Consider the following 14600-nt stretch of genomic DNA (forward strand, 5'->3'; position numbering starts at 1 on the left):
TCAACTTAAAGAGAAGGGTGTTATCCCATGACGACTATTTTCGATCCGATCACACTGGGCGACCTGGAACTGTCGAACCGCATCATCATGGCGCCGCTGACCCGCTGCCGTGCCGACGCCGGTCGCGTGCCCAATGCGCTGATGGCCGAGTACTACGTACAACGCGCCTCCGCCGGGCTGATCCTCAGCGAAGCCACGTCCGTGACGCCGATGGGCGTGGGCTACCCGGACACCCCGGGCATCTGGTCCAACGATCAGGTACGTGGCTGGGCCAATGTGACCAAGGCCGTACATGCCGCGGGCGGCAAGATCTTCCTGCAACTGTGGCACGTCGGCCGGATCTCCCACCCTTCTTACCTGAACGGTGAAACCCCGGTGGCACCGAGTGCGATCCAGCCTAAAGGCCACGTCAGCCTGGTCCGCCCGCTGGCCGACTACCCAACGCCTCGCGCCCTGGAAACCGCTGAAATCGCCGACATCGTCGACGCCTACCGCACCGGTGCCGAGAACGCCAAGGCCGCCGGTTTCGACGGCGTGGAAATCCACGGCGCCAACGGCTACCTGCTCGACCAGTTCCTGCAAAGCAGCACCAACCATCGCACCGACAACTACGGCGGCTCCCTGGAAAACCGCGCGCGCCTGCTGCTGGAAGTGACCGACGCCGCCATCGAAGTCTGGGGCGCCGGCCGCGTGGGCGTCCACCTGGCACCGCGCGCCGACTCCCACGACATGGGTGACGACAACCTGGCCGAAACCTTCACCTACGTCGCCCGCGAACTGGGCAAACGCGGCATCGCCTTTATCTGCTCGCGTGAAAAAGAAGGCGCTGACAGCCTCGGCCCGCAATTGAAAGAAGCCTTCGGCGGCGTGTACATCGCCAACGAACGCTTTACCAAGGACAGCGCCAACGCCTGGCTGGCCTCGGGCAAGGCGGATGCGGTGGCCTTTGGCGTACCGTTCATTGCCAACCCGGACCTGCCGGCACGCCTGAAAGCCGATGCGCCGCTGAACCAGGCGCACCCGGAAACCTTCTATGCCAAGGGCCCGGTCGGTTACATCGACTACCCGACCCTGGCGCTATGATGCGTTGAAACGAAAAAGCCCCGGCTCGCAAGAACCGGGGCTTTTTTTCGCCGATCGGGAAAACACCCCGGATCAAATGTGGGAGAGGGCTTGCTCCCTCCCACATTAGATCTCAGCGGTCCGGAGAAACATTCCTTCACAGCCTTGCAACAAAAACGCTACAAAATACTTAGGCGGCTATCTTTCAACCACCCGCCAGCCCGTATATAAAGTCATCCCACCAATAAGTCAGCAGGACGATTGCCCGCCCTTAGGCTTTACTGTTGAAACAATTGGATGCAATTACATATTTTGACTTAATTGCGCAGGCTAGGGCTCAAGCGCAGCATGTCCAGCCCTGCATCGACCCAACGCTCAGCCTCCTGGTGCAGCTCAAAACTGTCCGGCACCAGCAGCCATTGGCCCAACAAGCCATTGATGTAGGCATGAATGCACACCGCTGCGCGCGTGGTGTCGAGGTTTTCCGGGAGTTGCCCGCGATGGACCGCGTTACGCAAGGTCAGGCTGATACGCAGGTTGCACTCCAGGCTGTGGGTCTGGCGTTGACGGCGCATGTCGCACATCTCATCGGTGAACTCGCACTTATGAATCAGGATTTCGTTGATGCGCCGGGTTTTCGGGTCCAGGACCACTTGATGGAACAGATGAATCAGCAGCTTGCGCATACACCCCAGCGGGTCGACTTCATCCTCGCTTTCACTGGCCCTGGCCAGCTCGTCCAGGGGTTCGTGCAGGGTCTCGAGCAATGCCTGCAACAGGTCGGACTTATTGCTGAAGTGCCAATAGATGGCGCCTCGCGTTACCCCGGCCAGCGCGGCGATGTCCGCCAGTGTGGTCCGCGCTACACCCCGCTCATAAAAGGCCTGCTCAGCAGCGTCGAGAATCTGGCTGCGCGTTTCCTGAGCTTCCTCTTTGGTGCGACGGACCATGGCAATAAAACCTCAATCAAAACATGTGGGACTATCGGTAACGCTGCTTTAATAGGCGCTAACGAGCATCTGAATAATTGTGGGACGACACCGTCATGGGCGCCGAACGTACTAAAATCGAGGCTCGGGGCGGTGCTGTGTCAATACCGCGCGAAGCCTGTCAAGAGTTTACAAACAACCATGAACGTAAGTATATTGCGTAGCAAGCTACTTATCTACTCACAGCTTGTTTTTTACCCTTCCACCCTTCTTGTGCGCAGTCTGCGCGCCTGACCCGAGGATCTTCATGCAACTTAAGCCAGCTGTTACCGCTCTGGTCACTGCCGTCGCCCTGGCATCGCTGCTCAGCGGATGCAAAAAGGAAGAGGCGGCTCCGCCCGCGCAAACTCCTCTGGTCGGCGTGGTCACCCTTCAACCGCAAGCCTTTACCCTGACGTCCGAGCTGCCAGGCCGCACCACCGCCTACCGCATCGCGGAAGTCCGTCCGCAGGTCAATGGCATCATCCTCAAGCGCCTGTTCAAGGAAGGCGGGGATGTGAAAGAAGGCCAGCAGCTTTATCAGATCGATCCGTCGGTCTATGACGCCACCCTGAAAAGCGCACAGGCCAGCCTGTCCCAGACCAAGTCGATCTCCGACCGCTACAAGCAGTTGGTCGATGAGCAAGCCGTCAGCCGTCAGGAATACGACACGGCCGTGGCCAACCGCATGACCGCCGAAGCCAATGTGCAAACCGCCCAGATCAACGTGCGCTACACCAAGGTGTTCGCGCCGATCTCCGGGCGTATCGGGCGTTCCTCGGTCACCGAAGGCGCGCTGGTCAGCAATGCCCAGGCCGATGCCATGGCGGTGATCCAGCAACTGGACCCGATCTACGTCGACGTCACGCAGTCTTCGGCTGAAATGCTGAAGCTGCGCCGCGACCTGGAAAGCGGCCAACTGGAGAAAGCCGGCGCCAATGCCGCCAAGGTCAAGCTGACCCTGGAAGACGGCAGCAGCTATGGCCTGGACGGCAAACTGGAGTTCTCCGAAGTGTCGGTTGACCAGACCACCGGTTCGGTCACCCTGCGCGCCGTGTTCCCCAACCCTGACCACACCCTGCTGCCTGGCATGTTCGTACACGCCCAGTTACAAGCCGGTGTGAACAGCAAGGCGATCCTGGCACCGCAGCAAGGCGTGACCCGAGACCTCAAGGGTATCCCGACGGCGTTGGTGGTCAACGCGGACAACAAAGTTGAGCAGCGCGTGCTGGTCGCCAACCGCACCGCCGGCGCTTACTGGCTGGTGGAAAAAGGCTTGAACGCCGGTGACCGTGTGATCACCGAAGGCTTGCAGTACGTCAAGCCGGGCGTCCAGGTCAAGGTCAAGGACGCCGACAACGCCCAGCCTGCCGGTACCGCCGCTCCTGCTGCCGCTGCTGCTGGCAAAGGGGAGTAATCCATGTCGAAATTTTTTATCGACCGTCCCATTTTCGCCTGGGTGATTGCCCTGGTGATCATGCTGGTCGGGGCACTGTCGATCCTGAAGTTGCCCATCAACCAGTACCCGGCGATTGCGCCGACCGCCATTGATATCCAGGTGACCTACCCAGGTGCATCCGCACAAACCGTGCAGGACACCGTGGTGCAGGTGATCGAACAACAGCTCAACGGTATCGACAACCTGCGTTATGTGTCATCGGACAGTAACTCCGACGGCAGCATGACCATCACCGTGACGTTCAACCAGGGTACCAACCCGGACATCGCCCAGGTCCAGGTGCAGAACAAACTGAACCTGGCGACCCCGCTGCTGCCGCAAGAAGTGCAGCAGCAGGGTATCCGCGTGACCAAGTCGGTGAAGAACTTCCTGATGGTGATCGGTCTGGTGTCGGAAGACGGCAGCATGACCAAGGACGACCTGTCCAACTACATCGTGTCCAACATCCAGGACCCGATTTCCCGTACTGCGGGTGTAGGTGACTTCCAGGTATTCGGTTCGCAGTACGCCATGCGTATCTGGCTCGATCCGGCCAAGCTGAACAACTATCAGTTGACCCCGGTAGACGTCAGCACCGCGATCTCGGCACAGAACGTACAAGTGGCCACCGGCCAATTGGGCGGCCTGCCTGCCCTGCCCGGCACCCAATTGAACGCGACCATCATCGGTAAGACCCGCCTGCAGACCACTGAGCAGTTCGGCAATATCCTGATGAAGGTCAACACCGACGGTTCACAGGTTCGCTTGAAGGACGTCGCGCGTATCGAGCTGGGCGGCCAGACCTACAGCATCAGCGCGCAGTTCAACGGCAACCCGGCGTCCGGTATGGCGATCAAGCTGGCCTCCGGCGCCAACGCCCTGGACACTGCCAAGGCCATCCGTGCCACGGTCGCGTCCCTGGAACCGTTCTTCCCGCCAGGCATGAAGGCGGTGGTGCCGTATGACACCACTCCAGTGGTGACCGAATCGATTTCCGGTGTGGTACACACCCTGGTCGAGGCGATCGTGCTGGTGTTCCTGGTGATGTTCCTGTTCCTGCAGAACTTCCGCGCCACCATCATCACCACCATGACTGTACCGGTGGTATTGCTGGGTACCTTCGGGATCCTGGCCGCGTTCGGCTTCACCATCAACACCCTGACCATGTTCGGCATGATCCTGGCCATCGGCTTGCTGGTGGACGACGCCATCGTCGTGGTGGAAAACGTCGAGCGGGTGATGGCCGAGGAGCACCTGTCGCCGAAAGAGGCGACGGTCAAGTCCATGGGCCAGATCCAGGGCGCCCTGGTGGGTATTGCCCTGGTGCTGTCGGCGGTACTGTTGCCGATGGCATTCTTCGGCGGCTCCACCGGTGTGATCTACAAACAGTTCTCCATCACCATCGTTTCGGCCATGGCGTTGTCGGTACTGGTTGCGCTGATCTTCACCCCGGCCTTGTGCGCCACCATGCTCAAGCCGATCGACCCCGAGACGCACGGCCAACCCAAGCGTGGTTTCTTCGGCTGGTTCAACCGCACCTTCGACCGTAGCGTACTGAGCTACGAGCGCGGCGTGGGGAACATGATCAGGCACAAGATTCCGGCGTTCCTCGTTTACGTGCTGATCTTTGCCGGCATGATCTGGTTGTTCATGCGGATCCCGGCAGCGTTCCTGCCCGACGAAGACCAGGGCGTGATCTTTGCCCAGGTGCAGACGCCGGTCGGCTCAACGGCCGAGCGCACGCAGAAAGTCATCGACGACATGCGTATCTTCCTGCTCAACGACAAGGAAGGCGAACCCGGCGAAGGCAAGGGCGTGAAATCGGTCTTTACCGTGAACGGCTTCAACTTCGCGGGGCGTGGTCAAAGCTCGGGCCTGGCATTCGTGATGCTCAAACCGTGGGATGAGCGTGACGCGTCCACCTCGGTGTTCGAGATCGCCAAGCGCGCCCAAGGTTACTTCATGCAGACGTTCCAGGACGCCATGGTGTTTGCCATCGTGCCACCGTCTGTACTGGAGTTGGGTAACGCGACCGGTTTCGACGTGTTCCTGCAGGACCAGGGCGGCGTCGGCCATGACAAGTTGATGGCTGCGCGCAACCAGTTCCTGGGCATGGCCGCCCAGAGCAAGATCCTCGCCGGTGTGCGCCCCAACGGCGTGAACGATGAGCCGCAGTACGAGCTCACCGTCGACGACGAGAAGGCCAGCGCCCAGGGCATTACGCTGTCGAGCATCAACCAGACCCTGGCGATTGCCTTGGGTGGCAGCTACGTCAACGACTTCATCGACCGTGGTCGAGTGAAGAAGGTGTACGTGCAGGGTGAGGCCGCCAGCCGGATGTCCCCTGAAGACCTGAACAAATGGTTCGTGCGCAGCAGCTCCGGGAAGATGGTGCCGCTGTCGGCCATCGCTTCGGGCAAGTGGATCTTCGGTTCGCCGAAACTCTCGCGCTACAACGGTGTGGCGGCGATGGAAATCCTCGGTACCCCGGCACCGGGCTACAGTACCGGTGAAGCCATGGCCGAAGTCGAACGTATCGCCAAGCAACTGCCGGCGGGTGTCGGCTACGCCTGGACGGGCCTGTCGTATGAAGAACGCCTGTCCGGCTCCCAGGCACCTGCGCTGTACGCCCTGTCGCTGCTGGTGGTGTTCCTCTGCCTCGCGGCGCTGTACGAAAGCTGGTCGATCCCGATCGCGGTGGTACTCGTCGTGCCGCTGGGTGTGGTGGGTGCGTTGATCGCCACCAGCCTGCGTGGCTTGTCCAACGACGTGTTCTTCCAGGTGGGCTTGCTGGTGACGGTGGGCCTGGCGGCGAAGAACGCCATCCTGATCGTGGAATTCGCCAAAGAGCTTCACGAACAAGGCAAAGGCATTGTCGAGTCGGCGATCGAAGCGTCGCGCATGCGTCTGCGACCGATCATCATGACCTCCATGGCGTTCATCCTCGGCGTATTGCCGCTGGCGATCTCCTCGGGCGCCGGCTCAGGCAGCCAGCATGCGATCGGTACCGGCGTTATCGGCGGTATGATCACCGCCACGGTCCTGGCGATATTCTGGGTGCCCCTGTTCTTCGCAACCGTGTCCGCCATGGGCGAACGCAAAAAGACTGAACCCAAGCAAACTCCTAAAGAGGCTGGCCAATGAGCAAGTCGCTACTTTCCTTAGCCGTCACGGCATTCGTGCTCAGTGGCTGCTCGCTGATACCTGACTATCAGCGCCCCGAGGCGCCGGTGGCCGCGCAGTTCCCGCAGGGCCCGGCGTATTCGTCGGCCCAGGCTCCGAACCAGGCCGCCGCCGAACAGGGCTGGAAGCAGTTTTTCCATGACCCTGCCCTGCAACAGCTGATCCAGACCGCACTGGTGAACAACCGCGACCTGCGCGTCGCGGCCTTGAACATCGATGCTTACGCGGCGCAGTACAACATCCAGCGCGCCGACCTGTTCCCGGCCGTATCGGCCACTGGCAGCGGCAGCCGCCAGCGGACACCGGCACGCATGTCGCAAACCGGTAAAGCAGGCATCAGCAGTTCGTACTCGGCCACCCTGGGCATCAGCTCCTATGAGCTGGACCTGTTCGGCCGTGTCCGCAGCCTGAGCGAGGAAGCGCTGCAGAAATACTTCGCAACCGAAGAAGCGCGGCGCAGCACCCAGATCAGCCTGGTGGCCAGTGTGGCCACCGCCTACCTGACCTGGCAGGCCGACAAGGAATTGCTCAAGCTGACCCAGGAAACCCTGGGCGCATACGAGCAAAGCTACAAGCTGACCTCGCGCAGCAACGAAGTCGGCGTGTCCTCGGCCCTCGACCTGAGCCAAGCGCGCACCTCGGTGGAAAACGCCCGAGTGGCCCTGGCACGCTATACCCGCCAGGTGGCCCAGGACGAAAACAGCCTGACCCTGCTACTCGGCACCGGCCTGCCGGCGAATCTCGTCAGCAAGCCGCTGTCGGATAACCTGCTCAGCGAAGTGCCGACCGGGTTGCCATCGGACCTGTTGCAGCGTCGCCCCGACATCCTGCAGGCCGAGTACAACCTCAAGGCAGCCAACGCCAACATCGGCGCCGCCCGCGCGGCGTTCTTCCCGAGCATCAGCCTGACAGCCAACGCCGGGACCATGAGCCCGGACCTGGGCGGTCTGTTCAAAGGCGGCTCGGGCACCTGGTCGTTCGCCCCGCAGATCAACATCCCGATCTTCAACGCCGGCAGCCTGCGCGCCAGCCTGGACTACTCGAAGATCCAGAAAGAGATCAACGTGGCAAACTACGAGAAGGCCATCCAGACCGGCTTCCAGGAAGTTTCCGACGGCCTCGCCGCGCGTGAGACCTACAAGGAGCAGTTGGAGGCCCAGCGTGGTTTCGTCGCCGCCAACCAGGATTACTACCGCCTGGCCGAGCGTCGCTACCGCATTGGTGTCGACAGCAACCTGACGTTCCTCGACGCCCAGCGCCAGCTGTTCAGTGCCCAGCAATCGCTGATCACCGACCGCCTCGCGCAGTTGACCAGCGAGGTCAACCTGTACAAGGCCCTCGGCGGTGGCTGGAGCGAGCAAACGGCGAAGAACGAGCCGTTGAAAGAAGAAGCACCGGCGTTGAAGTTGTTCTGATCACACCGCTGTAGACAAAACCGCTTCCCTCACTGGAAGCGGTTTTTTTATGCCTGGTCATCGGTGTTTGCTATGACCACAACGCTCTCCCGCCTTGCCTATCGCTCAACCTTTCAGGGTAAAATCAGTAACAGATTCTTACAGACCACAGAGGGAGCTTGTCGTAATGATCGTAGGAATCGACCTGGGGACCACCAACAGTCTTGCGGCAGTCTGGCGCGGCGATGCCGCCGAAATGGTGCCCAACGCCCTGGGCCAGTTGCTGACCCCAAGCGTGGTCGGGCTGGATGACCAAGGCCGCGTCCTGGTAGGCCAGGCCGCCAAAGAGCGCCTGCATACCCACCCGCACCTGACCACCTCGCTGTTCAAGCGCTACATGGGCAGCGCCACCGAAGTGCGCCTGGGCGACCGCTCGTTTCGCCCCGAAGAACTCTCGGCGCTGGTGCTCAAAAGCCTCAAGGAGGACATCGAGCGTACCTACGGCCAAACGGTCACCGACGCGGTGATCAGCGTGCCCGCCTACTTCAGCGACGGCCAACGCAAGGCCACGCGCATCGCCGGTGAATTGGCGGGGCTGACCGTTGAAAAACTGATCAACGAACCGACCGCCGCGGCCCTCGCCTACGGCCTGCATCAGCGTGATAAAGAAACCTCGTTCCTGGTTTTCGACCTCGGCGGCGGCACCTTTGACGTGTCGATCATCGAGCTGTTCGACGGGGTGATGGAAGTCCGCGCCAGCGCCGGCGACAACTTCCTCGGTGGCGAAGACTTCGACACCCTGTTGCTCGAACACTTTGTCGACAGCCAACGTAACGCCACGGGTTTCCCGCCCACCAGCACTGTGCTGCAAGCCCTGCGCCGCGAAGCCGAGCGCGTGCGCAAAGCCCTGGGCCAGGATGACAGTGCTGAATTCGCCCTGCGTGTCGACGGCCAGCAATGGGTGAAAACCATCACCCAACAGGAACTGGCCAAGCTCTACACGCCGCTGCTGGAGCGCCTGCGCGCGCCGATCGAACGCGCCCTGCGCGATGCGCGGATTCGGGTTGGCGACCTGGATGAAATCCTGCTGGTGGGCGGTACCACGCGCATGCCACTGGTACGTAAGCTTGCCGCAGGCCTGTTCGGGCGTTTCCCGTCCATCAGCCTCGATCCCGACCAGGTGGTGGCCCACGGCGCAGCGATCCAGGCCGCACTCAAGGCGCGCTCTGCCGCCCTCGAAGAAGTGGTGCTGACTGACGTTTGCCCCTACACCCTGGGCATCGAAACCTCGAACCAGTACGGCGGCCATATCGAAAGCGGCCATTACCTGCCGTTGATCGAACGCAACAGCAGCGTGCCGGTGAGCCGGGTCAAAAGCGTGGTCACCCTGCACGATGACCAGACCCGCGTGCTGCTGAAGATCTACCAGGGTGAAAGCCGCCTGGTCAAAGACAACATCGAGCTGGGCCAACTGGATATTCCCGTGCCCAAGCGCAAGGCCGGTGAAGTCTCCCTGGACGTGCGCTTCACCTACGACAACAACGGTTTGCTGGAAGCCCAGGTGAATATCCCGCTGACCGGCGAGCAACATTCGCTGGTGATCGAGAACAACCCCGGCGTGCTCAACCCGCAGGAGATCCAGCAACGCCTGCAAGCCCTGGCGCAATTGAAGGTCCACCCACGCGACCAGCAGGTCAACACCGTGCTCGTCGCCCGCCTCGAACGGCTCTACCAGGAAAACCTCGGCGAGCTGCGCGAACAGCTAGGGCATTGGGCGGCACAGTTCCAGCAGGTACTCGACACCCAGGACGAACGCCGCATCCGCGAAGCTCGCAGCGAACTGACCCGTCAACTTGAGCAACTCGACAACGGGTTCTGGCGCTGAGGGAACACCGATGGATTGCTGGACCGTACTGCAACTGCCAGATGACGCCGACGAGCGCAGCATCAAGCGCAGCTATGCGCGCTTGCTGAAAAGCTGCCGCCCGGACGACGACGCCCAAGGCTTCCAGCGCCTGCGCGAGGCCTATGAACACGCCCTGAGTGAAGCACGCTGGCGGGCTGATAACGAAGAGGAAGAACGCGTCCAGGCGCCCGTGGCCGAAGCGGTCTACGCAAACCTGAATGACCTGGCCGAACTGATGAACATCAGCCCCGTCAGCCCTGCGCCCTTCGAAGCCCACACACCGGACCCGGCCCAGGCACTGCTCGACGACCTCAACGCGCGTAACCTCGATGAACGCTGGGTCCAGGCTCGGCAACAGGGCTGCACCGATGCGTTCCAGGCCGGCCTGTTGCGCCATTGTTTCGAAGCACCGGGTGAACGCAGCGCCATCGCCGGTTGGGCCGCCCAACACCTGGAATGGCTGACGCCCTGGCAGCAAGTGGCGATGACGTCCTGGCAATACGAAGCGCTGACCGGCGAACTGCTGCAAGACTACCGCCGCACCTTGCTGGAACTGCTGGAGCAAAAGGCCGAGCGCGAGTTCATCACCCAGCTCAATCAATACACCAACCAACCCTGGCTGCGGGTGTTCGACCTGCAACAGCAGTGGCAGCGCATCGTCCTGCACCTGCTGCATGAAACCCAATGGAGCGTGCCGCTGTTCGAGCGGGTGTGCCAGGCATTCGGCTGGGACGACCAGAAAGGCGTGTACCCGGAACCGGCGTGGATATGGCGCGAATTGGTGTCGCGTTGCGAGCAGGAAAGTTTCTACGCCAACTTGCAAGACAAGGCCCAGGACACGCGGCGCACATCAGCCGATGCCCTGGCCGCGCGCCTGCTGCTGACGCCGATGTCCGCCACGCAACACAAACGCATGATCGATGGGTTTGGCGAAAACGAGTGGAACGCCTGCCAGCACCTGGCGCAAACACTGACCTGGCGCTATCCGCAACTGGTCGAGCGCCTGCCTCAAACAGATCTGTTCTTTTGGCGCAAATTCGTACCTCGGCCGATCTACACACAGGTGTTTATCCGGCTATGGGCCGTCTTCGCCCTGGGGCTTGGCCTGAGCATCGCCCACGATAAGCCAGACAGAATGGACGGGATGTCGCTGGTCATTTTCATGCTGATGGCGTTCGTGCCGGCGGCCGTTGGCTTTCGCGTCACCCAAATGTGGGCCGGGATGAGTTCAACCTATCGGGTTCTGGATGTGTGGCTGAGCCAGTACCTGATCCCCAAGCGAATCAACCCCAATGACTACTGGCTGGTCATTCGCCACGGCGTACCGCAGGCGATCATGCTGGTGGCCTGCGGCTTGATGCTCGGCGTGCTGGGCATGTTCACCTACGCGGGTATGGTCCTGATCAACCTGTTGCACAAGACGCGTATCGGTCAGATGAGCCAGAAATTCAGCGAAGGCTACCCGTGGCTGAACGGTTTGCACTGGGCCTTCTGGAGCCCCCTGCAAGTGGTATTCCTGGTGGTGATGGTGGCGCTGATCGTAGCTGCGCAACACTACCTGCCAGCGGTGCCTTGGACCCACTTCGACCTGCCCAAACGATAACCCGCAAATGCCGGGCCTCAGCGCCCGGCAACTTGCGTTCGATCATCGCCCACAACCCGCCCACCCCCGATTGAACCGCCCCCGCACCGCCCCGCACCATGGCCGCCACCTGCATAAACCCAATAACAACAGGCCCACCACCATGAGCACTTTTCACCCGCGCCGGCTCCTGCTGGCCACCGCTATCGCCAGTCTTGCCCTGCCCGTCGTCGCCGAAGAACACGGTTTTCTCGAAGACGCCAGCGCCAACCTCAACCTGCGTAATTTCTTCTTCAACCGCAATTTCACCAACCCCACCAAAACCCAGGGTGGCGCACAGGAATGGACGCAGAGTTTCATCCTCGATGCCAAGTCCGGCTTTACCCAGGGCACCGTAGGTTTCGGTGTGGACGTGCTGGGGCTGTACTCATTGAAGCTCGATGGCGGGCGCGGCACCGGTGGCACCCAACTGTTGCCGCTGGACCACGATGGCCGCCCTGCGGATGAATTCGGGCGTCTCGGCGTGGCGTTCAAAGCGCGTATTTCCAAGACCGAACTGAAGGTCGGCGAATGGATGCCGACGCTGCCGATCCTGCGCGCCGACGACGGCCGTTCCCTGCCGCAAACCCTGCGCGGCGGGCAGATCACCTCGAAGGAAATCGACGGCCTGACCCTCTACGGCGGCCAGTTCCGCGCCAACAGCCCGCGGGACGACAGCAGCATGTCGGACATGTCGATGTTCGGCAAAGCCGCCTTCACCTCCGACCGCTTCAACTTCCAGGGCGGCGAATACACGTTCAACGACAAACGCACCCAGGTCGGCCTGTGGAATGCCCAGCTCAAGGACATCTACCGCCAGCAGTTCGTCAACCTGGTCCATAGCCAACCCGTGGGCGACTGGACCCTGGGCGCCAACCTCGGGTTCTTCTACGGCAAGGACGACGGCAGCGCCCGCGCCGGCGACCTGGACAACAAGACCTGGTCCGGCCTGTTCTCGGCCAAGTACGGCGGCAACACCTTCTATGTCGGCCTGCAAAAACTCACCGGCAACAGCGCGTGGATGCGCGTCAACGGCACCAGCGGCGGCACCCTGGCCAACGACAGCTACAACTCCAGCTACGACAATGCCCAGGAGAAATCCTGGCAAGTGCGCCACGACTACAACTTCGCCGCCCTCGGCGTGCCGGGCCTGACTTTGATGAACCGCTATATCAGCGGCAGCAACGTGCATACCGGCACCATCACCGACGGCAAGGAGTGGGGCCGCGAAAGCGAATTGGGCTACACGCTGCAGAGCGGCGCCCTGAAAAACCTCACGCTGCGCTGGCGCAATTCCAGCATCCGTCGCGACTTCAGCAACAATGAGTTCGATGAAAACCGCTTGATCGTCAGCTACCCGCTCAGTCTGCTGTAAAGCCGTATTACACCTTGGCGGGAACGATTTGCTGCGGGTGGTCACTGTTAAGCGCCAGGGCTGATACCTGGCGCTTAAACAAGGACCACACATGGATGTTTTCAACGGTAGTACCCGCCTTCTCCCACGCCTCCTCGATGGCGTACCGCCCTTACCTGCAGCGCGCCCAGTAGCAACGTTCGACACTGGTCACTACGGGCTGGCCAAACCTGCCCATTTGCAGTTCCTCCCAGGCACTTCGATCCAGACCTATCTGCACCCGTTCCTGAATGACGGCAATCTAAAAGCCAGCGGACAGTCGATATGGGAGCGCGGCTATTCCTTCAGCCTGAACAACAGCCTGCTCCTGGAAACCGGCAACGACGCGGACCAGGTCCACATCAGCCAGGCTTCTGACGATCAGTTGAACATTCGCCTCAATGGCCGGTTGTATCGTTTTGCCAGCCACGATAACGATGGCAAACCGCTGACCCTGTACCTGAAGACCCACGGCGGCAATGACCACGTACACATTGATGCCAACGTCATGCAGCCCATCGTGATTGAAGCGGGGGACGGCAATGACCGAATCCAGGCCGGCGGTGGCGACACCCGCGTAGTCGGCGGCAACGGTAACGACGTCGTGCGCCTTGGCAGCGGCCTTGGCTACGCCGAGGGCAATGACGGTGACGACCTGCTCATGGGCGGCAGCGGCAACAGCGTGCTCTATGGCAACAACGGCAATGACCGCCTCTATGCGGGCGCGGGATCGCGCCGAAAAGCCAGCTATCTGGATGGCGGCAACGGCAATGACCGGCTGTACGCCGGCTCCGGCCACACGGTGTTGCATGGCGGCACCGGGCACGATCGCTTGATCGGCCACGACCGAAGCACCTTCTACACCGGCGACGGTTATGACACCGTCATCGCCAATCGACCGGGCGACCGGATCTACGCCCAGCCCGGCGACTCGATCAACCACCTCAATGGCTCGCTATTGACCGCCGTGCCTGCCCACCCCGGCCCAATCAAGGGGTTTGCGATCAAGGGATCTGCCGCGTTCATCCAACGGGTCGAAGACGATTTGGCGCTGTTACGCCACTCTCCCCAAGGCCAGCAGATGCTCGCAGAGATGGACGCGGCTGCCGATCGCAACGGCGCCCCGGTAACGATTGTGGAAGATCGGCAGGAGAACGGCAGCGGGTACATCTACGGCAGCCAGGAACTCCTGGCCCTGCTGCAGGACGAACGTGCGCCGGTAGTCGGCGACGATCCCAAGTGGGGGTTCATGGTCGACGGAGTACCCGGGTCTCGGGCTGACCGCGCGCGCATTGAATACAACCGGTCCCAACTGAACCCCTCGGCGGGCACGACTCACCCGCCCATCATCGGGCTCTACCACGAAATGGCTCACGCCTATAACGCCGCCAACGGCACCGCCTTCACGGGTTCCACGCAGGAAGTATTCGAGGGGCAGGCGCACGAAGTACCTAACAGTGAACGCCAGGCCGTCGGCCTTGAGAGCAGCGCAGCCGCCTTTGATTTTGACAACGATCCTGCCACGCCAGCCATCACCACCAACCCCAAGCCCTTCACTGAAAACGCTTTGAACGAGGAAATGGGTAGGCCACTGCGAGCGCAATACGTAGGTTAAACCAGATCGCGTTTGTCAGC

General features: G+C 61.5%; 9 protein-coding genes. 8 read left to right on the forward strand and 1 reads right to left on the reverse strand.

The window, feature by feature from the left end:
• Positions 1-27 precede the first annotated feature (27 nt).
• The gene (locus ACVWZP_RS13400; protein ID WP_017844836.1) at positions 28-1083 is read left to right on the forward strand and encodes an alkene reductase; all 1056 of its coding nucleotides are present in this window, start codon (positions 28-30) and stop codon (positions 1081-1083) included.
• A gap of 296 nt (positions 1084-1379) precedes the next feature.
• Here the strand turns inward: ACVWZP_RS13400 and ACVWZP_RS13405 are convergent, their stop codons facing one another.
• Positions 1380-2012, reverse strand: coding sequence for a TetR family transcriptional regulator (locus tag ACVWZP_RS13405; RefSeq protein ID WP_046384415.1), 633 nt, complete (start codon positions 2010-2012; stop codon positions 1380-1382).
• A gap of 286 nt (positions 2013-2298) precedes the next feature.
• On the opposite strand from ACVWZP_RS13405, the gene ACVWZP_RS13410 reads away from it, so the two are divergent.
• From ACVWZP_RS13410 to ACVWZP_RS13440, 7 genes are all read left to right on the forward strand, one after another.
• On the forward strand, positions 2299-3447 hold the full coding sequence (locus ACVWZP_RS13410) for an efflux RND transporter periplasmic adaptor subunit (RefSeq protein ID WP_201021965.1): 1149 nt from the start codon (positions 2299-2301) through the stop codon (positions 3445-3447).
• Positions 3448-3450: 3 nt separating this feature from the next.
• Positions 3451-6612, forward strand: a complete 3162-nt coding sequence (locus ACVWZP_RS13415) for an efflux RND transporter permease subunit (RefSeq protein WP_046384417.1) — start codon at positions 3451-3453, stop codon at positions 6610-6612.
• Complete coding sequence (adeC, locus tag ACVWZP_RS13420; RefSeq protein WP_046384418.1) at positions 6609-8066, forward strand: AdeC/AdeK/OprM family multidrug efflux complex outer membrane factor; 1458 nt, start codon at positions 6609-6611, stop codon at positions 8064-8066. The genes ACVWZP_RS13415 and adeC overlap by 4 nt, the downstream gene beginning before the upstream one ends.
• 166 nt (positions 8067-8232) lie before the next feature.
• On the forward strand, positions 8233-9930 hold the full coding sequence (locus tag ACVWZP_RS13425) for a molecular chaperone HscC (RefSeq protein ID WP_046384419.1): 1698 nt from the start codon (positions 8233-8235) through the stop codon (positions 9928-9930).
• 10 nt (positions 9931-9940) lie between these two features.
• On the forward strand, positions 9941-11554 hold the full coding sequence (locus ACVWZP_RS13430; protein ID WP_046384420.1) for a J domain-containing protein: 1614 nt from the start codon (positions 9941-9943) through the stop codon (positions 11552-11554).
• Between the two features lie 142 nt (positions 11555-11696).
• A complete protein-coding gene (locus ACVWZP_RS13435) occupies positions 11697-12947 on the forward strand; it encodes an OprD family porin (protein ID WP_457369849.1) in 1251 nt (416 codons plus the stop codon).
• 217 nt (positions 12948-13164) lie between these two features.
• Entirely contained in the window at positions 13165-14580 is a 1416-nt protein-coding gene (locus ACVWZP_RS13440; RefSeq protein WP_457369850.1) for a M91 family zinc metallopeptidase, read from the forward strand.
• Positions 14581-14600 lie beyond the last annotated feature (20 nt).

This window comes from Pseudomonas sp. TE36184, assembly GCF_054060055.1.